The organism is Myroides sp. LJL119, from assembly GCF_054871605.1.
On the sequence record NZ_JBTXLO010000006.1, the window covers coordinates 1 to 24,811 of the forward strand.

Annotated in this window: 24 protein-coding genes; 16 read left to right on the top strand and 8 right to left on the bottom strand. The window is 30.6% G+C overall.

Going from position 1 to position 24,811, the window contains the following annotated elements; all coding sequences use genetic code 11:
- Positions 1-198: 198 nt before the first annotated feature.
- Complete coding sequence (locus ACYSNV_RS08235) at positions 199-447, bottom strand: hypothetical protein (protein WP_461762090.1); 249 nt, start codon at positions 445-447, stop codon at positions 199-201.
- A gap of 32 nt (positions 448-479) precedes the next feature.
- Here ACYSNV_RS08235 and ACYSNV_RS08240 point away from each other — a divergent pair, with 32 nt between their 5' ends.
- The 4 genes from ACYSNV_RS08240 (at position 480) to ACYSNV_RS08255 (ending at position 5,784) form a co-directional block, all read left to right on the top strand.
- Positions 480-623: a hypothetical protein gene (locus ACYSNV_RS08240; RefSeq protein WP_461762091.1), complete on the top strand. Its 144-nt coding sequence runs from the start codon at positions 480-482 to the stop codon at positions 621-623.
- A gap of 111 nt (positions 624-734) precedes the next feature.
- The gene (locus tag ACYSNV_RS08245) at positions 735-3,782 is read left to right on the top strand and encodes an SIR2 family protein (RefSeq protein ID WP_461762092.1); all 3,048 of its coding nucleotides are present in this window, start codon (positions 735-737) and stop codon (positions 3,780-3,782) included.
- Positions 3,783-3,829: 47 nt separating this feature from the next.
- A complete protein-coding gene (locus tag ACYSNV_RS08250; protein ID WP_461762093.1) occupies positions 3,830-4,870 on the top strand; it encodes a hypothetical protein in 1,041 nt (346 codons plus the stop codon).
- An 83-nt stretch (positions 4,871-4,953) separates the two neighbouring features.
- Positions 4,954-5,784, top strand: a complete 831-nt coding sequence (locus tag ACYSNV_RS08255; RefSeq protein ID WP_461762094.1) for a DUF4238 domain-containing protein — start codon at positions 4,954-4,956, stop codon at positions 5,782-5,784.
- Positions 5,785-6,170: 386 nt separating this feature from the next.
- Here ACYSNV_RS08255 and ACYSNV_RS08260 read toward each other — a convergent pair whose 3' ends face one another.
- Positions 6,171-6,944 carry a lysophospholipid acyltransferase family protein gene (locus ACYSNV_RS08260; protein WP_461762095.1) on the bottom strand — a complete coding sequence of 258 codons (774 nt, stop codon included), beginning with the start codon at positions 6,942-6,944 and terminating at the stop codon, positions 6,171-6,173.
- A gap of 574 nt (positions 6,945-7,518) precedes the next feature.
- On the opposite strand from ACYSNV_RS08260, the gene ACYSNV_RS08265 reads away from it, so the two are divergent.
- From ACYSNV_RS08265 to ACYSNV_RS08280, 4 genes are all read left to right on the top strand, one after another.
- Positions 7,519-8,361 carry a helix-turn-helix domain-containing protein gene (locus ACYSNV_RS08265; protein WP_461762096.1) on the top strand — a complete coding sequence of 281 codons (843 nt, stop codon included), beginning with the start codon at positions 7,519-7,521 and terminating at the stop codon, positions 8,359-8,361.
- Positions 8,362-8,457: 96 nt separating this feature from the next.
- Positions 8,458-9,780, top strand: coding sequence for a TolC family protein (locus ACYSNV_RS08270; protein ID WP_461762097.1), 1,323 nt, complete (start codon positions 8,458-8,460; stop codon positions 9,778-9,780).
- 36 nt (positions 9,781-9,816) lie between these two features.
- Positions 9,817-10,938: an HlyD family secretion protein gene (locus ACYSNV_RS08275; RefSeq protein WP_461762098.1), complete on the top strand. Its 1,122-nt coding sequence runs from the start codon at positions 9,817-9,819 to the stop codon at positions 10,936-10,938.
- 6 nt (positions 10,939-10,944) lie between these two features.
- Positions 10,945-12,492, top strand: coding sequence for a hypothetical protein (locus tag ACYSNV_RS08280; RefSeq protein ID WP_461762099.1), 1,548 nt, complete (start codon positions 10,945-10,947; stop codon positions 12,490-12,492).
- Between the two features lie 234 nt (positions 12,493-12,726).
- On the opposite strand, the gene ACYSNV_RS08285 is transcribed toward ACYSNV_RS08280, so the two are convergent.
- Positions 12,727-13,365 carry a VTT domain-containing protein gene (locus ACYSNV_RS08285; protein ID WP_461762100.1) on the bottom strand — a complete coding sequence of 213 codons (639 nt, stop codon included), beginning with the start codon at positions 13,363-13,365 and terminating at the stop codon, positions 12,727-12,729.
- Between the two features lie 1,062 nt (positions 13,366-14,427).
- On the opposite strand from ACYSNV_RS08285, the gene ACYSNV_RS08290 reads away from it, so the two are divergent.
- Together ACYSNV_RS08290 and ACYSNV_RS08295 are read left to right on the top strand one after the other, a co-directional pair.
- The gene (locus tag ACYSNV_RS08290; RefSeq protein ID WP_461762101.1) at positions 14,428-14,829 is read left to right on the top strand and encodes a cold-shock protein; all 402 of its coding nucleotides are present in this window, start codon (positions 14,428-14,430) and stop codon (positions 14,827-14,829) included.
- A 24-nt stretch (positions 14,830-14,853) separates the two neighbouring features.
- The gene (locus ACYSNV_RS08295; RefSeq protein ID WP_461762102.1) at positions 14,854-15,042 is read left to right on the top strand and encodes a cold-shock protein; all 189 of its coding nucleotides are present in this window, start codon (positions 14,854-14,856) and stop codon (positions 15,040-15,042) included.
- A 233-nt stretch (positions 15,043-15,275) separates the two neighbouring features.
- On the opposite strand, the gene ACYSNV_RS08300 is transcribed toward ACYSNV_RS08295, so the two are convergent.
- Positions 15,276-16,892, bottom strand: a complete 1,617-nt coding sequence (locus ACYSNV_RS08300; protein ID WP_461762103.1) for an ABC-F family ATP-binding cassette domain-containing protein — start codon at positions 16,890-16,892, stop codon at positions 15,276-15,278.
- A 185-nt stretch (positions 16,893-17,077) separates the two neighbouring features.
- On the opposite strand from ACYSNV_RS08300, the gene ACYSNV_RS08305 reads away from it, so the two are divergent.
- The gene (locus ACYSNV_RS08305; protein WP_461762104.1) at positions 17,078-18,487 is read left to right on the top strand and encodes a TlpA family protein disulfide reductase; all 1,410 of its coding nucleotides are present in this window, start codon (positions 17,078-17,080) and stop codon (positions 18,485-18,487) included.
- 195 nt (positions 18,488-18,682) lie between these two features.
- Here the strand turns inward: ACYSNV_RS08305 and ACYSNV_RS08310 are convergent, their stop codons facing one another.
- Positions 18,683-19,072, bottom strand: a complete 390-nt coding sequence (locus ACYSNV_RS08310; RefSeq protein WP_461762105.1) for a group III truncated hemoglobin — start codon at positions 19,070-19,072, stop codon at positions 18,683-18,685.
- A gap of 58 nt (positions 19,073-19,130) precedes the next feature.
- Between ACYSNV_RS08310 and ACYSNV_RS08315 the strand changes: the two genes are divergently transcribed.
- From ACYSNV_RS08315 to ACYSNV_RS08330, 4 genes are read left to right on the top strand one after another with little or no spacing between them, the layout of a single operon-like run.
- Positions 19,131-19,886: a Rossmann-like and DUF2520 domain-containing protein gene (locus tag ACYSNV_RS08315; protein ID WP_461762106.1), complete on the top strand. Its 756-nt coding sequence runs from the start codon at positions 19,131-19,133 to the stop codon at positions 19,884-19,886.
- Positions 19,879-20,406, top strand: coding sequence for a KdsC family phosphatase (locus ACYSNV_RS08320; protein ID WP_461762107.1), 528 nt, complete (start codon positions 19,879-19,881; stop codon positions 20,404-20,406). The genes ACYSNV_RS08315 and ACYSNV_RS08320 overlap by 8 nt, the downstream gene beginning before the upstream one ends.
- A gap of 5 nt (positions 20,407-20,411) precedes the next feature.
- Complete coding sequence (locus tag ACYSNV_RS08325) at positions 20,412-20,996, top strand: Maf family nucleotide pyrophosphatase (RefSeq protein WP_461762108.1); 585 nt, start codon at positions 20,412-20,414, stop codon at positions 20,994-20,996.
- A 6-nt stretch (positions 20,997-21,002) separates the two neighbouring features.
- Positions 21,003-21,569, top strand: coding sequence for a mechanosensitive ion channel family protein (locus tag ACYSNV_RS08330; RefSeq protein WP_461762109.1), 567 nt, complete (start codon positions 21,003-21,005; stop codon positions 21,567-21,569).
- Positions 21,570-21,815: 246 nt separating this feature from the next.
- On the opposite strand, the gene ACYSNV_RS08335 is transcribed toward ACYSNV_RS08330, so the two are convergent.
- From ACYSNV_RS08335 to ACYSNV_RS08345, 3 genes are read right to left on the bottom strand one after another with little or no spacing between them, the layout of a single operon-like run.
- Entirely contained in the window at positions 21,816-22,346 is a 531-nt protein-coding gene (locus ACYSNV_RS08335; RefSeq protein WP_461762110.1) for a GNAT family N-acetyltransferase, read from the bottom strand.
- Positions 22,347-22,403: 57 nt separating this feature from the next.
- A complete protein-coding gene (locus ACYSNV_RS08340; RefSeq protein ID WP_461762111.1) occupies positions 22,404-23,009 on the bottom strand; it encodes a trimeric intracellular cation channel family protein in 606 nt (201 codons plus the stop codon).
- A 21-nt stretch (positions 23,010-23,030) separates the two neighbouring features.
- A complete protein-coding gene (locus tag ACYSNV_RS08345) occupies positions 23,031-23,768 on the bottom strand; it encodes an RDD family protein (protein WP_461762112.1) in 738 nt (245 codons plus the stop codon).
- Positions 23,769-23,791: 23 nt separating this feature from the next.
- Between ACYSNV_RS08345 and ACYSNV_RS08350 the strand changes: the two genes are divergently transcribed.
- Positions 23,792-24,787 carry a stage II sporulation protein M gene (locus ACYSNV_RS08350; RefSeq protein WP_461762113.1) on the top strand — a complete coding sequence of 332 codons (996 nt, stop codon included), beginning with the start codon at positions 23,792-23,794 and terminating at the stop codon, positions 24,785-24,787.
- Positions 24,788-24,811: the final 24 nt, after the last annotated feature.

A 24,811-nucleotide genomic window follows, 5' to 3' on the forward strand; every position in this document is an offset into this window, starting at 1 on the left:
GGGGGGAGGAAAAGGGGGGGGGGGGGGGGGGGGGGTTTTTGTGTTTGGGGGGAAAAAAAAAAAAAAAAAAAAAAAACCCCTCCACTGCAAAAACAAACCAATCAACATGCTTATTTACAGTGTGTTACATTCTATTTACTAAGCAAAAAATCAATAGTCAAATCCTTCCGAAAAACAACAAAAGCATCAAACTTTTTCTTAGCTTTGCAAACCAATTCTTTTAGAAGTTTGGTTGCCTTGTTGTATTAGATCAGTGATATTATCAATGGATATTTTAATCCCACATTCCTCCCTAAACAACACCCAACTACAATCAGTATCCAAACATTTCACTACCTCTTCTCTTAATTGAAGTGCATGTTGTTTACACTTTGAACAAGATAGACGATCAAATCGTGTCATAATACGCTCCATCCATAAAAGAAATTCTATGCAGTTTATATTCATAATGTTAGAACTTAATAGGTTAATTAAATTTGTTGGCTAACTATATAAATGTTTCTTTAGATAGTAAAAACATTAATTTTAACAATGATTCCTTTATTGCTGAATTAGAACAAAATAGAGAGATTCGTGTAAAAGTAAAAAACGAAATTATTAATAATTTCTTAGCTTATTTTTAAGACTATAAAAATGTTATTTTTGATTGGTATAGCCTAAATAAGAAATAATTATAATCAAACAGCCTTACTTTTTAAAACTCAATACTAAATCATATATTTAAGTTATAAACTATGACTAGAGGCAAACAAAACAACAATATAGCCCTAATTAAAAAAGCAATTAACAATGATAAACTAGTTGTTTTTGCTGGAGCTGGAGTCTCTAAAGACTCAGGACTTCCTCTTTGGGGAGAATTAATTCAAGAAATAAAAGGGTTCTTAAATGAAGATATTGAAGAAGATGATCCTTTAAAAATAGCTCAATTCTTATATAATGAAAAAGGAGAAAAAGAATACAATGATATTATAAAGGATGCTTTGTATAGAAACATAGAGACGTACACACCATTACATGAGTTGATATTTGAGCTAAATCCTCAACACATTATCACTACAAACTATGATTACTTTTTTGAAGATGTTATTAACAATAAAGGACTTCCTTTTTCTGTTGTATCTAAGGATATTGACTTGCCATATGCTGGACATAAAAATCTCTTAATAAAATATCATGGTGACTTTCAAAATCAGAATATAGTTTTTAAAGAAACTGACTATTTAGAATTCTCTAAAAACCATACATTAAAAGAAATTTTTGTTAAGTCACTGTTTAGCAATAAGGTCATACTTTTTATTGGATACAGCGTTGGAGACATCAATCTTAAACTATTAATAAGAGATATACAGTTTATTCTAAACAAGCACCATCAGAGGGCATATTTTCTTTCTCACAAAGAAAGTTTATCTAGTTCTCAGATTAAATATTTTGAAAATCTAGGTATCAATATAATTAGTTATGATCACGAGCAACTAAAAGATTTAAATGATAATGCAGAACTATCTCCAACAGGTCAAATAGTTCATAAGCAATTAGAATTTATTAAGGATTTTGACTTGTATGAATATGAAAGAAGAAAAGACAATGTATCTACACAAGCTAAAATAATAGACGATATGTATACCTCTTTATATCGTTTTGAATACTTCAGAGTATTACCTAAGAAATTCTTAGCGTCTTTATATCCTTTTAATAAAAATTCTAAAGATGACACATACTATAACGTGGAATCAAATACTCTAGTTTGTCATGATAATGAACTACATAGTTTACTAAAAAAATATAAAGGAGAAAATGATGATGATTTCACAAATGAAGAAAAATGTAAACTTAATTCTGTTTTTGCTCGTTTGATGTACTCTAATATCTATTATATAGGAAAGAAAACTGGACGTAAAGATTCTTTTGATAATAAACCTACAGGAGAAATAATAGACTTATCTACTAAGTATTACTCTGAACATGATAACTGTGATTGTATAAACTGCTCTATAGAAAATTTAAAATATTCTGATGCTATACTAAAAATAGAAGAGTACAAGATTACAAATGACTCTAGATTATGGGATGACTTAGTATTTGCATATGCACTTTATCAATTAGCTGAATATTATAACTCTTTTAAAGCATATGAACTAATAGAGATAAAATCAAATAGGCAAAAACGAATGGACGTTAGTTTTATTTGCGCCTATAATATGAAAAGATTGGGGCTTAGAATAACCAATTTATCTTTACATGATCATAGATACTCCTTTGAAAATCTAACAAATATAAAGATTCAAGCTACAAAAATAGATCTAGATAAATCTTTAGACAGAGTCAAATACTTTGTAGATAAAGATGTATTTAATCTACTCAAAGAAATTCATAACGGCATATATATCCAAGAGTTGTGCAATAACATAGAGAAAAATTATATTAGAGTACTACACGAAATAAAAATAATTAAAAATGGAGGATCAGCAACTAGCTCTTCATATTTTAATTTACATAATACTACTCGAGAACTAACTAGATTTTTAGAACAAAATTTCATTATAGGAAATGGTTTTTCTACAACACAAAAATCTATTAATAAATCTATTAAAGCTTTTATTCTTGGTTTCTATGTAGGCACATTAAAAATACCTGCTCATCAGTCTGAAATTTTTGGAATTTCGAAACTAGACAGTTTCGATCATTTTTTATTTGAACAAATAATTAACTACAATGAACCTAAAGAATTGGTTAATTTTATTAGAGAACATAACCTCTCTGATATAAAATTTGATAAGGAGAGTCAGGAATCTGTATTTATTCTCATTTGTGACTTTTTCAAATCTTCATACAAAGTACACAACCTTTTCAATGATATAAGTGAGAATACAGTTTTTATAAATTATTTAAGTTACAATAATAATTTTAAATATAGGATAATTCACCAATTTAATAATTTATGTATTGTTCTAACATACTTTAAATTCTCAGAAGATCAAATAAAACAGGTCTATTCAGATATAAATAAGTTTATTAAATATACAAAATTCAATGAACGTGATGTTTTTGAATTATTTGAAAATCTAATAGACACAAAATATTCAATAATTGGATATGATCTATTAATAGATACTTTAGATATATTTAATTCAAAACAAAGTTACAATCATTGTTATGTAACGATTTTACTTAAGTTAAAAGAACTAAATAATAATTTCATAAACAATAACATTCGTGTAGATCTAATCAATTTAGAAAATATAAAATATGAAAGTGTATTCATATATCATACTTTAGATGCTAATAGTAAGAAACAATTCTTGAAAAGAATAGAGCAAAACCTAGAAGAAAAGTTTGATACATCTACAGTTTTTATGCTATTAATAGAAAAAATACCTGTAAAAAAAGACATTAAAATTAGATACATTGAAGCTATCCATAACAAACTAAAAGACCTTAGAGAAATAACTAAAGAAGATTACACAAACCATTACCGTCTTGATCCATTTGTTCAATACTTCGAATTAGTTTATCTAAACAAATTAGATAACTCTAAATTATCATCTTTAAATATTAAAAATGAGATTTTCAAATTTACAATCAATCCTGAAAATTATGATAAAAGTAAATTCGATGTAACATGGTTAAAGGTTTTTCATTATGATATTTTCTTACAAAGATTCGCTAAAATTGACTATATTATTAAAGAATTAGAGCTCTATTTAATTAACAACAGTGACAAAAAATTAAATACTATCTACTTCAAGCTAAAAAAATACACTATAAAAGAGAAGAAACAATAACTTTCTTTATCTACAAAACATATTACTATACGTAACATCTTTCTAAAATGAGTAAGCTTCAAACAAAATATGACTGTTTTGATCAAAAAGGAGAAACAAATCTACCAGATAATCAATTTATAGAATCGCTAATTAAGAATGATATAGAGCCTATTATTTATATAGATAGTTGCGTTTGTTTACATATTATCAAAGTAATAGACCATAAAAAAAAAGCTAAAAACATCAATTTTGAAAGAATTATTTCTTTAAAAGAATATCTTATAAAACATCCAAGTATTCAAATAAACCCATTTTTTGCGCTTTTAGAATTATGCTATCTCAAAACAGGATATGATTCTAAAAAAATGTTTGAGTTGAAATTAAGGATTGATTTTTTTATTCAATTACCTTTGAAATCATTAAAAAGTTTCCAATATGACTTTCACCGTGATATAGTCATTAAAAAAGACCTATCAAAAGAAAAATTTAATTCACTTGAAGCAGTAGATCAAATTATTAAAAATACTTACTGTACATTACTTAAAATAAGATCTATAGCTTTAAAAAAGCTAACTAAACAAAAAGCAGAGAATAATATCAATGAATTATCCGATTGGATGATTAATGAATTAAACATTTTTAGAGGTGCAGAATATAAACTAGCACTAAATATTTTTGGAGGAAATACAGAATATAGAAAAATGATAGGTCTAGATAGTAAGAATTCAGAAGACATTAAAAAGAAAATTTTAGGATCTTCTTGGGATATGTACCATTCTAAATTATGCGCAAATAACTTGAGAATCTCTCAAATACTGCAAAAAAATATTCATCCGTTCTTTTTGACAAGTGATGCCAATTTATTTAAACTTTTTCATAATGTATCTATTGAGATTATAAAAGACGGAGGGGATGAATCTATATCTTCATACATTATGATGTCAGACTTTACATATCCACATTTTGAAGAATCTTTTATTGAAAAAAATAATCAAAAATTGCTTAATTTATGGCTCCAAAGATCTAATTATGACTATTCATATAATGATAATATGGTAAATAAATTAATCTGGAATTTAGAAATAGAGAATGGAATTATTCTATAATTATAACTTTTTAGACTAAAAATGGTGTAGTATAAACATATACAAAATCATTATTAGGACACTTAATCAAACATATTATTAAAATGGCACATCCCAAGAATCAACATTATGTTCCAAAGGTTTTACTAAAAAGCTTTTCAAGCAAAGACTCATTTATTTGGACTTACGATAAAGTTGCTAAAAACAAAAATTGGAACGTTATTAAAAAAAGGTCTATCAACAGGGTTGCAAGTGAAAATTATTTTTATGATCAAGTGCAAAATAACAAAGACTTTAGTTTTGAATATGAACTTGGAAAAATAGAAAGAGAAATCTCACCTTTAATCGAGAAACTTATTTTAAATCAAAACATAAGTTCACTAACAGAAATAGAAAAAGAAAAGATCTCGTATTTTATTGCAATACAATCAATAAGAACTAAATATCAATTAAATAAAGTAAAAGATTATTTAATTAATTTTGAAGAAACAATAAACAATTTTATTGGTGTAAAACAAGAATCAATTGACCCTAAAGCTTTATGGTTCTCCTTATTTGAAACTGCAAAAGAATTTTCAATGGCAATTAAAAACAAAGTATGGTTTCTAGGTCAAAGCGACAAATTATTCTATACTTCAGACAATCCAGTAGTTTTACAAAATATTATAAATAAAAGTACTATTCGTGGTACTATCGGTTTAGATTCTTATGGAATTGAAATTTATATGCCACTATCAGATTCAGTAATACTTTGTATGTTTTGCGAAAAACTACTTCAGAATAAACATGGTATTCTAAACTTAGAGAAATTTAACTCTGAAAATATTTTAAATGTAAACGCTCTGCAGTTCTACCAATCAGAAAGGTTCTTATTTTCATCTTCAAACAATTTTGAAATGATAGAAGAAATAATAAATAAACAAAATGCTATATAATATCACATTACTGAAATTGAAATATAAAACAAGCAACTAAAAAATTCGAAAAATCATCCCTCTTTTTCATTACCAATTATTCAACCAAAACAACAATATTTTATCTTTAATCTGTTAAATTAAATGAGTTGATTTTAGTGCGAATTATTTTGAAAAAAAGTGTTGTACAAAAGCAAGCAAAATCGGCGTAAACCCTTATGATTGCAAGGATGTAAATTATTGTATCTCTATTTCATTTCGATTTTTATCGGTACTTCCAACTTATTACTATCGAAAAATAGATTCAACTATTTAATTACAAAGACTTTTAGCTATAGACCGTTTTCCGACAAATTGTTAGTTTGTAAATCCGCATTACAAGGTGTCAATCTATAAAGCTAGCCAGACTATCTCTTTTTCCATCTTTTATGAGTCCATAACCAAATATGAGGGATATTTTGTATACTCTGTTCTAACTTAGAAAAGAAAGAGCTTGAAATAAAACCTTCATCTGTTTGTTTAGCCGAAGGACAAATTGTTTCCAATCTTAATTCCCAACTACGGCTATCTCTTGGACAAAGTTCCGCATAGAAAACATAAGCATCTAAAAGTTTAGAAATATGCTCCGCCCCCATTAATACCCCAGTGGGTTGACTTAAAAAGTCAACAACCAGTCCCTTACTACCTCCAGGAAACTGATCGGCTATAAAAAAAGTGATAGCAGGATCATCCTTTTGCTTAATCAAAGTACGCAAGGCATTTTGCGAGGCGATTAGTTCCACACCATGTTGTTGTCTTATAGACCTCATCAATCCGTTCCAAAACTTACTCTTTATTGGTTTATAAAGAGCCTGCACTCTCATATCTACACTTAATGGCAATTGAGATAATATTTCCCAATTACCATAATGTCCCAAAATAAGGATAATATGTTTGTTCTGCTGTTTAATTGATTGTAATTGTTTCAAGGAGTCACTTTGTACATACAAAGTAGGTCTTACAATACGTAAACCCTCCAGGAGCATTCTACTTAAATACTTATAAAAATCTTTATGGTATTTTGCTATTTGTTCATAGGAAGCTAAAGGGAAAGATCTTGTGATATTTTGAAGTGATACACTATAACGGTAACGTAGTAAGTTGGCTAATATAAAACCGAAACCAGAATATAATAATTGCATTGTCTAAATGGTATTTAATTGTGTAAAGTCTTAGATTATCTAATCTCTTACAAGTAGTCTTCTTAACCAAGGACTACTCTTTAACTAATAAATGCTATACACTTTCAAATGTCAATTTTTACAGCTATATTTCATTTTTGCGTTTCTTAGCCAAAAGTATCATTAGATGGCTGATAACAAAAATATCAAAGACCTAATTCATTTTACTTTATGGCAAAGCTTTAATAAGCTATTAAAAAATCAAACTACTTTAGCTCTTTTGTACTCTTTGTTCAACCAACTAGTATTAAGAGATACAAAATTACCACTCTAGTTTTATCTATACTAACTAAACTGATAAGTTTGCAAATAATTTAACGTTTAAACTACACATTTATTACACCCTTGGGCCATAAAAACTAAATACCCTTGTTTAAAGTTCAGATTACATCCTGGAATATTTTTTTACTTCTTGGAAATTACTAGTTGAAAAATAAAATAAAGTTCCTATATTCTTATATAAAAAAATTAGATTCATGCCTAAAAATAAATGATACCTTTACCACAGGTTTAAATTTTTATTATTCATAATCTTATGCTTCGAATACTAGATGAAAATATATTTTTTGAAAATGCACATCCCGGATCTGTTATTCGTTCTTCTAACTTCGCTTTTATAGTTATTTATCAAGGCGAATTGATTCTTGAAATAAATGGAGCTGAGAATAAATACGAATTCGGCAATATTATTATTATTCCCTCTCACAGGTTATATAAAATAATTAACTATAGCTCTAACTTAAAAATTTATATCTTTTCTTGCGATAGGGATTTAATTAAGCGTCACACGAACTTTAATTTTAATAAATACGATATATATCGGTTAACAAACGCTGAGAAAAAGAAAAGTTATTTAAAATTTGATGCCGAGGAGTTTTCAAATATAAAAAATCAACTTGAGCAACTTTCTTTTTATTTAGATGAATCAAAACAAGTTACATTCAAAAAAGAAATTACTTGGCTAATTGTCAACACAATCATATATGGCATTTTTGGCAAATTATTAAGTAGCGTAGAAAAGCCATCTTTGAGTAATTCTCGTAAAGAAGAAATAGTTATGGAATTTATATTACTACTTTCTGAGAATTTCACAAGCGAAAAGGAACTTAAATTCTATGCTGATCGCTTAAATATTTCGGTGAAGTATTTATCGAATTGTGTACGCGATATAACGGATATACCGCCTAAATCTATTATAGCTCAACAGCTTGTTAATGAGGCTAAAAACGAATTATTAAATAAAAAAAACCCGGTTAATATTATAGCCAGCAATTTGGGTTTTTCAGACCAATACTCTTTTGGAAAGTTCTTTAAAAAGCATACTGGATTAAGTCCTAAAAATTATAGATTAAAAAATTCTTTAGTAAAATCTTTTTAATTACATACCATTTGAACCTCTTTTTGTACAGTAATGACCTTTTCTGAATTAATCAGTTGAGCGAAATTTGCACTATCAAAATTAAAGTACAAAAAAATGATACACCAATGGATAAAATCTTTCCTTGTTATTTTTTGTTCACTTATTGCCACACAAGTCATAACTGCTCAACAAAGTCAAGAGAAAATCCTATCAATAGAAGAACTTTTTAACCTAGTACAACAAAATCATCCCGCATTAAAAGTTTCAAGATCCGATATTGAAATCTCCAATGAAAACCTTGAAATATCTAAAAATCAATTACTTCCAGAAATATCCCTATCCATACAGGCCTATTACAATGGAGATACTAATATTATAGACAAAGATTTTTCTAACTCAACTAATGTGCACATGCCGGATTTCGGCAATAAATACGCCATTCAAGCAAAGCAAATGATTTGGAAAGGTGGAGCTATTCGAAATGGAATTCAAATACAAAACCTAAAAAAAGAACTATCCGAATTAAATTATCAAACTAATCAACAAAGTATCAAACTATTAACCCTTAGTTACTTTTTAGACCTTTATAAATTATATAATCAAGAACTAGTTTATAATAAAAACATTGAGTTGGCTCAACAGCGTTTAGATAACATCCATAGGTTTTTTGATCAAGGTTTAGTTACCTCAAATGATGTAATTCGAGCAAAGCTTCAATTATCTAATCTACAACTAGCCTTGCAGGTAATTCAAAACAATCAACATATATTAAACAGACAACTAACTATGGCTTTAGGCTTACAGGAGGAAACGGTAATTAAACCTGATCCGAATATTAAACAAAATTTAATACATATCTCTGATCTACAGACTTATCTAAATCAAGCTAAACAACATCCTGGTTTAAAATCAACACAAACAGCTGTAGAAATAACAAAAGTAGCACAGAAAACTTCCAAATCAGAAATGCTACCCTCCCTATCAGCCTTTGCAGGAAACTCCCTTCAAAGACCAATTACAACCACAAGCCCTGCCTTGGATATGTATGCACATGGATGGAGCGCGGGTTTGTCCCTTAATTTTAGTATTGATGCTTTGTTTAAAGCACCTAAAAAAATACGTTTAAACAAGGCAGAACAAGAAAAAGCGATTAATCAAGAATCACAAGCCATGCAAATGATAGACACCTCTATTTATGCAGCTTATATCATGTATCAACAGGCCATTAGCCAAAACAGTACGCTAAAAGTAAATAAAGATTTATCGCAAGAAAATTACCGTATAATGCTAAGTAAATATGATAATCAACTGGCTATCTTATTGGATTTAATTGATGCCAGTAATACACAACTAGATTCCGAATTACAATATGCAAACTCGGAAATTGATATCGTTTTTTCTTACTACAAACTATTAAAAGAGGCTGGAACACTATAATAAAAAAGCCAAAGATTCATTCAAACAAATACAATCATGTCAGAGCAATCAAATAATATACAAGATAACGCCATTCAAAAAACAAAAAACAAGAATCATAGAATGACCAAAACAATAAACATCGTTGTTTTGATAATGGTACTAGCAGGGCTTTTTTGGATGATAAAAGCTTTCTTTAATTTTGGGAACGATAAATACACAAATGCCTCCCAAGTGGAATCGTTTATTAACCCTATTAATACAAGGGTTTCTGCCTATATTAAAGATATCCGTTTTGTGGAACACCAACCGGTTAAAAAAGGAGATACGTTAGTGATCTTAGACGATAGAGAACTACAAACACAATTAGGACAAGCTCAGGCCGCGTATATGGCTGCTATAGCCTCTAAAAAAGCAACTTCACAAGCTATTTTAACAGCCATTAATAATATTCAAACCTATTCGGCAAACATAAATATGACAAAGGCCAGTATACAAGTTACCAAAGCAAAATTATGGAATGCCGAGCAAAATTATAATCGTTATGAAAATCTATTAAAAGATCAAGCCGTTACCAGACAGCAATTTGATCAAATAAAAACGGACTTCCAAGCACAACAAGCACAATTGGAAATGCAATTATCTCAATTACAATCTGCTGTTAATTCTAAAGTCACAAGTGAGTTGTCAGTTGAAGAGATTCGCGCTAAAATTGGTTTAAATGATGCGGAGATCAAAAGAGCGGAAAATGCATTAGAAATGGCAAAATTAAATTTATCATATACTGTAATTACCGCACCTCATGATGGTATAATGGCCAGAAGAACTATCAACTTAGGCCAATTATTATCCGTGGGCCAACAAGTAGCCTCCATTGTGGATATTGATAATATTTGGGTTACGGCTAATTACCGTGAGAACCAAATGAAAAATATAAAGATCGGTCAAATAACAACCATTACAGTTGATGCATTAAATGACAAGAGTTACCAAGGAGTTATCACAGCTATATCCGGGGCAACAGGAGCTAGGTATGCATCTATTCCAGTGGACAACTCAACGGGGAACTTTGTAAAAGTTCAACAAAGAATACCTGTTCGAATTGAGTTTTCCAAGAATAATAAACCAGAGGATTTGAAATTACTACGCACAGGAATGAATGTTGAAGTAAACTTTTAAATAATCATGTATAGTAAAAATCCCTTTTCATCTTGGCTACCCAAACCCATGGTCTTGGTACTAATATTACTTATCTTATTCCCTTTAATGACAATATCGGGTGTATACATAAGTACCGCTACCAATACCTCTGGGGCCTTGGCGGTTTACAATGAATTTGTAACTCTGGGCAATAACGCCTCAACAATTGGTATGGGATTAAGTCTTCTAATTGTCTTTCGAATTAAGATGCGATTTAAATCCAAACAGATCATCACCTTTTGTTGTATTGTACTGGCTTTATTATCATTAATGATAGCAAATACCGATAACCCCTATCTCATGGTTACCGGAAGCTTATTAATCGGCTTTATCAAAATGTTTCCCATGTTTGAGGTCATGATGCCGTTGATGCTAATTTTGACACCTACGGGAGATAGAGGCCGTTTTTACGCTATATTTTATCCAATAAGCATTATCACAAGTCAAATAACAGGCTATTGGTTTGCCCAAGTTGTTTCTAATTCAAACTACCAAGCCCCATACTATATAATGGCCATATGTATGTTGCTAATTGCAGTAATTTCACTGCTTTTTCAGCATAATAACCGTTTTTGTTTTAAACTTCCACTATATCAAATAGACTGGTTATCCATGTTATTTTTATGTGCTTATGCCATGTCACTAAATACGGGGTTAACATTTTTGAAACAACAAGCCTGGTTTGGTTCTATATATATTATTAGTTGGTTTATTTTAAGTTTCATTTTTTTTGTTTTATTAATCTACAGACAACATTTTTTAAAACGAAAACTAATTGACTTTTCCATTTTTACTAAAAGTATAAATGTAAAGCATGGATTTATTCTATTTTTATTTATGGGCTTAAACATGGGCTCAGCAAGTATATTATCGCAATACACCAGCCTTGTATTACAGTACAATAATTTAATAAACGCAAGTCTTAACCTATGGATGATACCCGGTTTAATTACAGCGGGTGTTTTGGCTTTTTTAGGATTTAAAAACAAATGGAATATTAAATATTTTATCATGGCTGGATTTACTAGTTTTTTCCTTCATAATCTGGCCCTATATTTTTGTATTCAACCTCAAATTAATATCCAATACCTACAATATATCATGATTTTAAAAGGGATAGCAATGGGGATTTTATTTATTGGAATTTGGTTCTATACCTATGTAGGGGTACCAATGCAAAAACTCTTTGGTATAATGAGTATTTTAATAATGATTCGTTCTTGTTTTGCAGCCGCATTAGGAAGTGGTGTGATTACTTGGGCTACTTATTTTGGACAATGGCAAAGTTTAAATGACATGGCCATGTATGTGGATGTAAATGCTTTAGCTCAAAATCCAAACCTGTATCAAACCATTAGTTTAAATGCCCTAATGGCATCTTGCAAAATAGCTTTGGGCGCGTTATGTTGGATGATTGTTCCGGTTTCAATTCTTGTTTCTACCCATCATTATGGTCATTTTAATCCCAGACGAATAATCCTATTTCGCAAAGTAGTAAAAGGTAATTCCTTAAAGGGATATAGGTTTTTTTAACATAAGAAAATCTCCCTTTACCGGGGCCTTAAAACTTAAATACAACTTAGTATACAAGACAAAGATGAGATCCTAAAAAAAGATCTCCTAAAGGTAAAAAATCTAATAAATTAGCGGTATCTTTTTTACAAACACCTAATTGAAGTAAAGGAAAAAAGATACCGTATTTTACATCAAATATCTTTTAAAAAGATAAACCACATATATTGGAACTACTTTACCTTTAGGGTTTAATTAAGCCTTTTTAAACTTTGCCTTGATAAACTCATAGATAATAGGCAGTATAGAAATAAAAATTATAAGCAATGCTATTTTTGAAAAATTATCCTTGACAAATTGCAAGTTACCTAAAAAATAACCAGCAAGACTTAAGCTTGTAATCCATATAACCCCACCAATTACATTATAGGTCATAAATACACTGTATCTCATCTTACCTACCCCAGCTACAAAAGGGGCCAAAGTTCTTACAATGGGAATAAATCGAGCTATTACGATAGTTCGAGAGCCGTATTTATCATAAAAATCCTGCGTCTTATCAATGGCCTGTTGCTTTACAATTTGCTTGTTAAAAAGCTTGAATCTAGTAAGGCGCATACCCACTTTAGATCCTATATAGTAATTTAAGGAGTCTCCGGTTATAGCTGCAATAATTAGTAAACCAATAGCTAAAGAAATACTTAATTCACTACTCTGAGCAATAAGCATCCCCATGGCAAACAACAGCGAGTCTCCTGGTAAAAAAGGCATTATCACAAAGCCTGTTTCCACGAAAATTATAGCAAATAAAATAGCGTAAATCCACGCCCCATAATCAGCAATAAACACATGTAAGTACTGATCAATATGAAAAATAAAATCAAATAGTTCCATGGCTCAAATATAATAACTACTTGGTTAAATCCATCAACTTTCACAAAAGTTAAAGATTATTTTACCTATAGGGAAACTACATCACAAAATTCAAAGTAAATACAACTAGAAATAAACAAAATTCTGAGTCTTTAAACAGATCTTATTATAAAAATTATATGTATCTATTAGAATCCATGTAACTGGGAATATCCAAAACTATAAAAGCTTTTTGTATAACTTACTATATTTACTTTTTTAAATTAATGGTTTATTAGTATTTCTGTGAAAAAATCATTATATTTGCACCCTTAATTAGAATATAAATTATATTTATCTTTTACCAGGCTATTTTCTTTAGCATTTTTTTCTCTCTTAAAAAAAGAGTCTAGTACTACATTAAATTTCCGTAGCGATAAAAAGTATTCTTGTATATGCAAGAGTACCTAATAAAACCAATTCGACTTAAGTACCAAAAGGGTATAGTTATTTTATTGCACTGCAGAGTTTATAAAATCATTGTAATTAATAAAGCTAATTTTTAAAACTAAAACACGCTGTATTTTATTAATTACCTCTTAGCAATATAATTCTTATCTACCATTAAAAAAGGTAACCTAATTGTTATAGCTAACTATCTCACTAAAAAGTAAGTAAATAAATTATTTTGTGGTAAGTTAATGGATTTAAGCTAGCTTGTTTTCAAAAAACAGTTTGTTTTTAGAAACATTTAAAAAAGTATTAGAAACAGAATTTAAATACTTTTAAATCAAATCATTAAAATTATTTTATGCTGTGTTTTTTTATAAAAATCAATAGCATAAAGCAATCACTAGCTTGTAGTACCAATTAGAAAACACCCTTAGTAACACAGGTATTACAAGACAATAGTTATCTATTAAAAATAATTTAACTAGGTCTTTTATGGTTTTTTAAATTAATTGAGCCAAATTAATCTTTAGCACAATTAGCCAAACAAGCAACTGATGAGGCTACATTCATTAGACAAAAAATAATTTACGAATGTCGATAAACTTCTTGAAATAAATCTCAAAAGCAAAATCGACCCTAAAACAATAAAAAATGGCTGAATCATCAACTAAAAAGGAACGGTATAAAAAAAAGGCATTAAAAAAGAAAATCAAACAGGAAAAACGAGATTTAAAGAAAACAGTTAATAACAAAGGTAAATCCTTAGAGGAAATGTTTGTTTATGTAGATATTAATGGCCGTTTAACCGATATACCACCTCATCTACAAGATAGAACAGAGAAAGTAAGTACAAAGACTTTTTACAATGGTGTGGTAACGCACTTAAATGAAAAAGGATTTGGTTTTATAAAAGAAGATCAAACAAACGACAGTATTTTCTTTCACAATAGCACCACAAATAACCCAGTTAAGATTAATGATAGGGTTTTATTTACAAAAACAAAAACAGAAAGAGGATTTAAAGCTCTGCAAGTAAAAAAAGAAGAAATTTAAGAATTCAAATAAATAGAATATATAATGGAAAAAGGTACAGTAAAATTTTTCAATGAAGCAAAAGGTTTCGGATTTATAACAAATGGTAATGAAGATATCTTTGTACATGTAAGTGGACTACAAGATCAAATTAGTCAAGATGACCAAGTTACTTACGATATTGAATCAGGTAAAAAAGGACTTAATGCAGTTAATGTAAGACGAGTATATTAATACTAGCTCTTAGCTGAGTTAAAAAATATTGGAGCGTAGTTTTTTACTAGGCTCCTTTTTTTTATTTAAAAAAACAAGCCAAAAAGTTTGTTTAGTAAAAAGCTAAATATCATTATCGAGCAAAATCGATTGTTTTTTGTTTTTTAAAAAAAGTACAGACACTACAGAAAAAAACCACTTGTAAACTAAAATAGCCTAGAAGTGGTTTTTTTAAAACTAGAATTTTATGTGTATTAGGAATACATCTTGTCTCTTAATTCTTTTATTTTTGGATCACTCAAATAATCATCAAAAGTCATATATCTATCAATTACACCATGAGGAGTAAGTTCTAAGATACGAGTTCCAACTGTTTGCGCAAACTCATGGTCATGGGTTGTGAAAAGAACAGTTCCTTTGAAGTTTTTAAGTGAGTTATTAAAGGCTGTAATAGACTCTAAGTCTAAGTGATTGGTTGGTTCATCTAACATTAATACGTTAGCTCTTAACATCATCATACGAGATAACATACAACGCACCTTCTCTCCTCCTGATAATACTCGGCCGGTCTTAAGGGCTTCTTCTCCCGAGAAAATCATCTTACCTAAGAACCCACGAACGTAAACCTCATCTCTTTCTTCTTCTGTTTTTGCCCATTGACGCAACCAATCCACTAGCGTTAAATCGTTTTCGAAAAACTCATGGTTATCAGCCGGTAAGTAAGATTGAATGGTAGTTATTCCCCAGTCAAACTTCCCTGCATCAGGGTTTTGATTTCCATTTAATATTTGGTAGAAAGCCGTAGTTGCACGTGAATCTTTCGAGATAACAACTATTTTGTCACCTTTGGCTACATTTAAATCTACATCTTTAAATAAAACTTCACCATCTATAGAGGCTGCTAATCCTTCGATATTTAAAATCTGGTCACCGGCTTCGCGTTCTTGATCAAAAATAATTGCTGGATATCTTCTTGAAGATGGCTTAATATCTCCTAAGTTTAGCTTGTCAATCATCTTTTTACGAGAAGTCGCCTGTTTACTTTTTGCAACGTTTGCACTAAAACGACGAATAAATTCCTCTAACTCGGCTTTTTTCTCCTCAGCTTTTTTGTTTTGTTGCGCTTTTTGCTTAGCTGCTAATTGACTTGACTCATACCAAAAAGTATAGTTCCCCGAATAATGGTTAATTTTCCCAAAGTCAATATCCGATACATGTGTACAAACTGCATCTAAAAAGTGACGGTCGTGAGACACAACTAAAACTGTATTTTCATAATTTGCAAGGAAATTCTCTAACCAACCAATTGTCTCAAAGTCCAAATCGTTGGTAGGCTCATCCATAATAAGCAAATCAGGGTTACCAAACAAGGCTTGAGCTAAAAGTACACGTACTTTTAATTTAGCATCCATCTCGGCCATTGGCGTGTAATGAAAATCAGCCTGGATACCTAGGTTAGACAATAAAGTAGCTGCATCAGATTCGGCATTCCATCCATTCATCTCATCAAAACGCATTTGAAGCTCCCCTATTCTATCGGCATTCTCATCCGTATAGTTTAAGTAAAGCTCATCCATCTCTGTTTTAACCGCATATAAATCTTTGTTTCCCATCATTACAGTTTCTAAAACTGTAAATTCGTCGAACATATTGTGATTTTGGTTTAGAACAGACATACGCTTTCCAGGTTCTAAAGATACATGGCCAGAAGTAGGATCAATATCTCCGGAAAGTATTTTTAAGAAGGTAGATTTACCAGCACCATTAGCTCCGATAATACCGTAGCAGTTCCCTTGCGTAAAGGTTACATTAACTTCATCAAATAAAATTCGTTTACCGAATTGAACTGACAGATTTGAAACTGTTAACATTTTTTATATATTGATTTATAATGACTGCAAAATTACTAAATTTTAATTTAAAAACGGATTAAACTACAGCCTTGATTGCTCTATTTGTTTTTTAACAGCTTGTTAACGACTTAAACAGCTACTAAACTTTACATTTGCTAGTGGTAGTACAAACCCAACTTGTACCATTCTTAGGCTTTTAAAAAATGAATATTAAATTTATAGGAAATAACTTCTTATTGGCTTTAATACCTGTTATTATGCTTGTTTGCTCATGTCAGAAGAAATTCTCTGTCGATGACTACAGTGCATATATACAAGGGGAAGTGATGAATCCTAATTCCAATTACATTCTTTTTTGTAAAGATAATCAGGTATTGGATACCTTATTTTTAGATAAAGACAATAAATTCTCTAAAAAATTTGACTCTCTAACCCCTGGTATGTATATTTATAGACATACCCCAGAGTACCAATATGTTTACTTTGATAAAAATGACAGTCTTACTTTACGCTTAAATACGAGAGATTTTGATCATTCGATAATTTTCACAGGCCGAGGTGCAGAGAAAAATAACTTTTTAATGAATCTAACAGTTAGAAATCTAGTGGATGAAACAACTAGATACGAAAACTTTGATCTACCTGTAGATGCCTTTATACGAAAAATAGATTCTACCCACGCTGCTAGAACCACATATTATCTAAAAAGCAAAGCTATTATTGGTTGGCAAGCTGGTTTTGATCTTTATGCAAAAACAAAATTAGATCTGCATTTCTTTTCTCAAAAAGAAATATACCCAGTTGCACATTATATAAGAACGGGGCAAAATATTAAACCTGATTTACCTGTAGATTACTACGCCTTTAGAAAGAAAGTAGATTACAATAATGAGGATTTAATTCAATACTCCTCTTATACACGTTACTTATCCATTATGTTAAACTCTATTATCAATGAAAGTGAGATAGATTTTAATCCCGAGACAAAATTGGATAACAATATTGAAAAATTAAATATTGTTGATACTTTAATTCAAAACAAAAAGGTTAAAAACACCATATTAGATAATATCACTTATATCTACCTTTTAGAAGACCAAAACCTAAATAATAATGATAAGTTTTTAGAAAGATACTTTGAATTATCCACCGATAGTAGTGAACACAAAGAAATTATTTCCATTCAAAAGGCGGTTCAAAATCTGAAATATGAAAATAAACTACCAGAGGTAGCCCTTACCAATACCCAAGGGGAAGACGTGAATATAAATAAAATAATCACCAAACCTACCTTGATGTTTGTTTGGAGTAAAAACGCTCTTGCCCACGCAGAGGGAGCCCACAGACGAGCTTTACATATTTTACACCACAACCCTAACCTACAAGTCATATCGGTTTGTATAGATGGAGAACAGCAAGACTGGAAAAATTTTATCCAAGCCTACTCGGATCCTAATCTAATTAAACTCAGAAGTACGGACTTTAAAGAAATGAAAGAAAAATGGATTATCACTAAAATCCAAAGAACCATGATTTTAAATCAAGACGGCACTATAAAAGATGCTTTTGTCAATATCTTTGACAAAAACATTGAGGCCAAAATTGTGCAATAACCCATGGTATATTAAACTATCGTACTGTTGTTTAAAACTTAAAAACAGTAACAGAAAAACGATAATTGCAACTGTTTTTGCATGAAAAAATTATTCTGTTTTATATAAAAAACAATCCCCAATCCAGATATATTTATGAATTGGGGATTATTTTTTATTCTCATACCAAGCCATTTCTTTAGTTTGAGCTTAAATTTAAGTAAGTGGTTTTGTCCCAGCATCTTTAAAATATTGAATTTTACTTAAGAACATTTTTGCCATTTGCCCACCTCTCCACTTAGCCTGATCGGCTAACTCTCCTTGGAATAAGCCATCAACTGTTTCATTGAAAATTGAAGTCCATCTAGTGAAATGCTCCTGAGCCACTGGTAAAGAAGCATGTGGGGGAAATGGTCTGCCTTTATAAGTATAGTCCTCTAGTAGAACCGTTTGCCAAAACTGATACATTTTTTGAAGATGCTCTGGCCATCTACCCTGTAACTTTTGATTAAATATAGGTCCTATTAGATCATCCTTTTGAACCCTTCCATAGAATGTATCTACTAATTTGGTGATATCCTGTAAGTTTTCTATATCCTTTTTCATGATTTATTTTTTAATTTTATACATCTATAAATCGCAGTCAAATTTGTATCTTAGCCTTATGATTACAGTCAGTATTTTAGGAGCCGGTAAAGTTGCTCATCACTTGATTTCAACCATCTTAGAAAAAGATCATATTTGCATTAAGCAAATATACGCAAGAAATCCCAACCAGGTATCGCAACTAATTAGTAGCGATAAAATTATTAGTGATATAACAAAACTTGAACCCTGTGATATTATTGTGATCGCTGTAAGTGATCATGCCATTGAAAAGCTTAGTGAACAGATCCAATTGGATAACCCCTTTGTGGTTCATACCAGTGGTACGGTAAGTATGCAGGCTATTAAAAATACTACTCGTAAAGGAGTATTTTATATGCTTCAGTCTTTTTCTTTAGAAAAAGAAGTAGATTTTAAAAATATCCCCTTTTGCCTGGAGGCCAGTAATTTAGATGATTTTGCACTTTTGGAAAAATTAGCTTTAGAATTTAGTCAAAGAGTTTATGATATTGACTCAGAACAAAGAAAGGTGATTCACCTAAGCGCAGTTTTTGCCAATAATTTTAGTAATCATATGTATACACTGGCAAAACAAATATGTGATCAAAACAAAGTACCTTTCGAAATTCTAAAGCCTTTGATTTTAGAAACAGCCATAAAGGCACAAACCTTAGATCCCATATCGGCACAAACCGGACCGGCAATGCGAAAAGATCAACAAACAATCGACAAACACTTAGAGTTAATCAAAGACCCTTTAAGTAAACAGATTTATGAATTAATAACAAAATCAATTACAAAAAATAATGTCTAAACACTTTAAAGAACTAATGAACGACATTACTACATTTATCTTCGATGTAGATGGAGTTTTAACCGATAGCCGAGTACATGTAACACAAGATGGAGAGCTATTAAGAGATATGAATATTCGTGATGGGTATGCCATTAAAGCTGCAATAGAAAGTGGTTATACGGTTTGTATTATCTCCGGAGGTAGCAACCAAGGAGTAAAAATTAGACTACGTAATTTAGGTGTTACCGATATTTACATGGGAGTGGCAAATAAGGTAGATACCTTCAAAGAATTTATCGATATTTATAATATCAAACCTGAAAATATACTTTATATGGGAGATGATATCCCGGATTACCATGTTATGCAAGAGGTAGCACTTCCGGTTTGTCCGGTGGATGCAGTTCCAGAGGTTAAATCCGTTGCCAAATATGTCTCACATGTACAAGGTGGCCGTGGAGCAGCTAGAGATGTAATCGAACAGGTTATGAAAACTCAAAAAAAATGGTTTTCTCATTTTAATGCACAAGTAGATTAATTTTTATGTTACAAGAACTCTTTAAAGATTATCAAATCATACTAGGGTCTAATTCTCCTAGAAGACAAGGCTATTTAAAAGAACTAGGACTTGATTTTATTGTTGAATCAGCCGATATTGACGAATCTTTTCCAAGTGAATTAAAAGGTTTTCAGATAACAGATCATATTGCTTTAAATAAAAGCAAAGCCATTACCATTACGAAAGAAAATCAGATTTTAATTACCAGTGATACTACCGTATGGCACAAGGATCAGAGTCTAGGTAAACCCCAAAACAAACAACAAGCCTTTGAGATGTTAAAGAGTTTAAGTGATAATGAACACCAAGTATTTACCTCGGTGGTTCTTCGCAGCTTGAAAAAGACCAAAACATTTCACTGTGTTACCACGGTGCAATTTGCTGAGTTAACAGATCAACAAATCAACTTTTATATCGATAATTATAAACCATATGATAAAGCAGGCTCCTATGGGATTCAAGAGTGGATAGGTCTTGTGGGGATTAGTGAAATAAAAGGTTCGTATACCAATATAGTAGGTCTACCAACCTATGAACTAATAAAGGAATTGACAGATTTTATAAAATAATAAGCTATGGAATCCATTTTCACTTTTAAAGTAATAGTAACTATTATCACCTTACTGATTTATTATCCTTGTAAGCGATTAATTTCTATTTTAATCATGAAATTTTCCACGCAAGAGCAAAGAAAAGCAAGGAGGGTAAAAACGGTAATACGATTATTTAATTTACTACTGGCCGTTGTACTTATTATCATACTTCTTACCATATGGGGGGTTAATCCTGAATCAGTAATGATTGCATTAACTTCGGTTTTCACAGTCATAGGAGTTGCTATGTTTGCCCAGTGGTCTTTACTTAGTAACATAACAGCTGGAATTCTGCTGTTTTTCTCGTTTCCATTTCGAATCGGAGACGATATAAAAATACAAGACAAAGATTTTCCTGTAGAAGGTAAAATTATTGATATTAAAGCATTTTGTACCATTTTATTATCTACAGATAAAGAGCGTATCTCTTATCCAAATAGCTTATTGTTGCAAAAAGGTATTGTTATTGTCGATAAAAAAGCCAATCGATTAAAAAATCAAGAAAGCCAAGATAAGGGTCAACTTGCAGCAAAAGACAATAAAGCCTAGTATGTAAACTTGTTCAAAGTATAGAACAAAATCAAAAAAGGTATTGCCTTTTTTTAGTAATACCTTTTTTGATTCTTATTGCACATTTTACTAATAGCCTAGCAAATAAATAAACTACTTGTAGTTATACAAATAAATACCAGGTGTTCGGCTTCTATTTTTACTAGGTCTTAAAGTATATGGTTCTTTAATGTAAACACATCAAGCAATAAAAGTAGTTAAGCACTTTGGTTTTAAAGTATCTTTTTACTCGAAAAATTCCTTTGGATAACTTACCTCTCCACTTACATTGGTTAGTCCACCAGGAGTTAATTCTATTATCATACAATTTTCAGCAGGAACATCAAAAGGCATGGTAATCCCAAAATCACTAGTTTTTTTATAACCAAACCTTGGATAATATTGCCAATGTCCTAAAACAACAACAGAATTAAAACCCATTTTCTTTGCCCTTAAATGACCTTGTTTTATAAGCAATGAACCTATGGATTTGTTTTGATACTCTGGTAAGACACAAACCGGGGCTAAGGCTAAAGAATCATAACTGTTTTTTTGATTAACAATCTTTATTTTTGTAAATAATATATAACCAACTATTTGTGAATCGATCTCACATACCATAGACAAACAATCCAGAAAATCAGGAGAATTTCGTAAAGCATTAACTAACATATGCTCTTTATGATCACTAAACTCCTGATCTTTAAAACTTTGAATAATCAATTGCTCTACTTGTTTATAATCTTTTGGACGCTCGGTTCGTATGTTTATATTCATTTCCTATATCTATTTAAGTATCACTTGTTTATCATGTAAAGATATTGCTTTTGAAAATTAATCATGAGCAAATGGTAAACTCCACTTATATCTTACCGATAAGATACGCACAATGATAATAAACCCAGCGGTACTAATGTACAGTAAATCCTGATTGACTTGGAAATGAGATAATAAAAAGTAAACTCCTCCTCCCAATATACAAGCCGTAGCGTAAATCTCCTTTTTAAAAACAATCGGAATTTGATTGGCTAGTATATCGCGTATTACCCCACCAAAACAAGCCGTTATAGTACCCAAAGAAACACATATCACCGGGTGCAATCCTACACTTAATCCCCTTTCTATTCCAATTAAAGTAAAGACAGCTATTCCTACGGTGTCAAATAAAAATAAAGAGTATCGAAGTATATTAAAACGTTGATAAAACAAAATTGCCATTCCTACACCTAATAATACAACGCTAAAATACCCCATATCGCGTAACCACATAACAGGGGTTATTCCAATCATCATATCGCGTATTGTCCCTCCCCCAATTGCAGTGGCAAAAGCCAAAATGGTCATGCCAAATAAATCCAGTTGACGCTCGCGTCCGGCTAGGGCTCCTGAGATGGCAAATGCCAAGGTTCCCAATAAATCTAATGCGTAAAAAAATGTCATTAAAAATTAATTCGAAAAAAATTAAACTCTTGCTGTTAAATAATTATAGTCCTTTAATACTACTTCAACAAACTCCTTGTCTGTATAGCGTTGCTTGTCAATTTTAATTGTAGATTGTATTTTATCAACCAACTGTAGTAGTAAATTTTCATTATTGGTCTGTAAATACGCTGTATAAGCTTGCTTTATAATCCTTATATCATTGTCGTTTAAGTTTAAAACTTGTAAGTACACCACATCGTAACTATTCTCTACCTCTTGATAAATAGTGCTATTTAAGCCGTTTTTAATTGGAAGCTGACTAATTACTGCGGTCCCAGCTAACATATCTCCTAATCGTTGGTTCTTGTCAGAGGCTATAATACTACCTAAGCCCAAAATGCCAGTTAATGACCATATATCTACTATGCGCATAATCCATCGAATAAAATAATCTACCACACTTGGCTGATAACCATCAATTTTTATAACCCTTATATGCAATATCCGTTTTCCAGGAGTATATCCTTGAAGTAGTACTTCAAATGCAAAGCTATAGATAATAACTGGAAGCACAAATAAAATAGCTACTGCTGCATTAGAAAAATCATCATCGAATTTTATGGGTTTAATAAAAGTAGTAAACACAATACCAATTAGAATTAAATAAAGTATTTTAAAAACCATATCTAATAAAAACGCAAATATCCGCTTACCTAAAGATGCTCCTTGAAATGATATTGGGATGTTTTGTGTCGTATTTATTATTAAATTAGCCATAAATTTTGTGTTAAATTACTTAAATGCGAGAAGTTTCTTTTATAAAGACCAACAAAGAACAATGGGCTGCCTACGAAAAAGTTATTTACAATAACATCCCAGAGTCTGCAGATTACCTAGCCTTGATGTACATTCAAATTATGAATGACCTTAGCTATGCACAAACCTTTTATCCCAATAGTAAAGTTACGCAATACTTAAACAATTTAGCAGGGCAAACTTATCAAAAAATTTACAAAACTAGACGAATTGAAGAAAATAGAATTTTGTACTTTTTTAAAACCGAAGTTCCCCTACTTATATATAAATATAAATCGTACTTATTTTTCACGGTTATTTTGTTTTTATCCATCGTAGCTATAGGTGTTTTATCAGCCTATCACGATCCTGAATTTGTTCGCCTTGTACTAGGAAACTCCTATGTTAACACCACTTTAGACAATATTGAAAAAGGAGATCCAATGGCAATATATCAATCCGGGAGTAATTGGGGAAGCTTTATTTTAATTACCTTTAATAATCTGTATGTAGGACTTCGATTTTTCCTTTTTGGAATATTCGCAGGCCTGGGAACTTTAATTTTTCTACTCTACAACGGAATTATGCTGGGCTCATTTCAGTATTTTTTTATAGCACATAATTCATTTTGGGAGAGTTTCAAAGGCATATGGCTACACGGAGCTATGGAAATAACAGCTATGGTTATTGAAGCCTTTACAGGTTTTGTATTAGGAGCTAGTATTTTGTTTCCAAAAACCTATTCACGAATCAACTCCTTTAAAATAAGTTTTAAAGATTCTTTTAAGATTTTTATAGCAACTACTCCCTTTACCATCTTTGCCGGATTAATCGAGGGATATTTAACCAGATATGCCAAGATAATGCCCAATATGGTTAATTATCTTATTATCTTTATTACCCTAGGAGTAGTTATTTACTACTTTTTTATATATCCCTTTAAGGTCAACAAAAAAGCACAACAAGCCCTATATAATCAAACCTTAGAAAAAAACATATAATAACCATAACATTCTATAATCAAA

Bases quoted from the DNA above. Each gene is read 5' to 3' on its own strand.
- ACYSNV_RS08235 (WP_461762090.1), bottom strand. From the start codon at position 447: ATGAATATAAACTGCATAGAATTTCTTTTATGGATGGAGCGTATTATG.
- ACYSNV_RS08245 (WP_461762092.1), top strand. From the start codon at position 735: ATGACTAGAGGCAAACAAAACAACAATATAGCCCTAATTAAAAAAGCA.
- ACYSNV_RS08250 (WP_461762093.1), top strand. From the start codon at position 3,830: ATGAGTAAGCTTCAAACAAAATATGACTGTTTTGATCAAAAAGGAGAA.
- ACYSNV_RS08255 (WP_461762094.1), top strand. From the start codon at position 4,954: ATGGCACATCCCAAGAATCAACATTATGTTCCAAAGGTTTTACTAAAA.
- ACYSNV_RS08260 (WP_461762095.1), bottom strand. From the start codon at position 6,944: ATGCAATTATTATATTCTGGTTTCGGTTTTATATTAGCCAACTTACTA.
- ACYSNV_RS08265 (WP_461762096.1), top strand. From the start codon at position 7,519: ATGCTTCGAATACTAGATGAAAATATATTTTTTGAAAATGCACATCCC.
- ACYSNV_RS08270 (WP_461762097.1), top strand. From the start codon at position 8,458: ATGATACACCAATGGATAAAATCTTTCCTTGTTATTTTTTGTTCACTT.
- ACYSNV_RS08275 (WP_461762098.1), top strand. From the start codon at position 9,817: ATGTCAGAGCAATCAAATAATATACAAGATAACGCCATTCAAAAAACA.
- ACYSNV_RS08280 (WP_461762099.1), top strand. From the start codon at position 10,945: ATGTATAGTAAAAATCCCTTTTCATCTTGGCTACCCAAACCCATGGTC.
- ACYSNV_RS08285 (WP_461762100.1), bottom strand. From the start codon at position 13,365: ATGGAACTATTTGATTTTATTTTTCATATTGATCAGTACTTACATGTG.
- ACYSNV_RS08290 (WP_461762101.1), top strand. From the start codon at position 14,428: ATGGCTGAATCATCAACTAAAAAGGAACGGTATAAAAAAAAGGCATTA.
- ACYSNV_RS08295 (WP_461762102.1), top strand. From the start codon at position 14,854: ATGGAAAAAGGTACAGTAAAATTTTTCAATGAAGCAAAAGGTTTCGGA.
- ACYSNV_RS08300 (WP_461762103.1), bottom strand. From the start codon at position 16,892: ATGTTAACAGTTTCAAATCTGTCAGTTCAATTCGGTAAACGAATTTTA.
- ACYSNV_RS08305 (WP_461762104.1), top strand. From the start codon at position 17,078: ATGAATATTAAATTTATAGGAAATAACTTCTTATTGGCTTTAATACCT.
- ACYSNV_RS08310 (WP_461762105.1), bottom strand. From the start codon at position 19,072: ATGAAAAAGGATATAGAAAACTTACAGGATATCACCAAATTAGTAGAT.
- ACYSNV_RS08315 (WP_461762106.1), top strand. From the start codon at position 19,131: ATGATTACAGTCAGTATTTTAGGAGCCGGTAAAGTTGCTCATCACTTG.
- ACYSNV_RS08320 (WP_461762107.1), top strand. From the start codon at position 19,879: ATGTCTAAACACTTTAAAGAACTAATGAACGACATTACTACATTTATC.
- ACYSNV_RS08325 (WP_461762108.1), top strand. From the start codon at position 20,412: ATGTTACAAGAACTCTTTAAAGATTATCAAATCATACTAGGGTCTAAT.
- ACYSNV_RS08330 (WP_461762109.1), top strand. From the start codon at position 21,003: ATGGAATCCATTTTCACTTTTAAAGTAATAGTAACTATTATCACCTTA.
- ACYSNV_RS08335 (WP_461762110.1), bottom strand. From the start codon at position 22,346: ATGAATATAAACATACGAACCGAGCGTCCAAAAGATTATAAACAAGTA.
- ACYSNV_RS08340 (WP_461762111.1), bottom strand. From the start codon at position 23,009: ATGACATTTTTTTACGCATTAGATTTATTGGGAACCTTGGCATTTGCC.
- ACYSNV_RS08345 (WP_461762112.1), bottom strand. From the start codon at position 23,768: ATGGCTAATTTAATAATAAATACGACACAAAACATCCCAATATCATTT.
- ACYSNV_RS08350 (WP_461762113.1), top strand. From the start codon at position 23,792: ATGCGAGAAGTTTCTTTTATAAAGACCAACAAAGAACAATGGGCTGCC.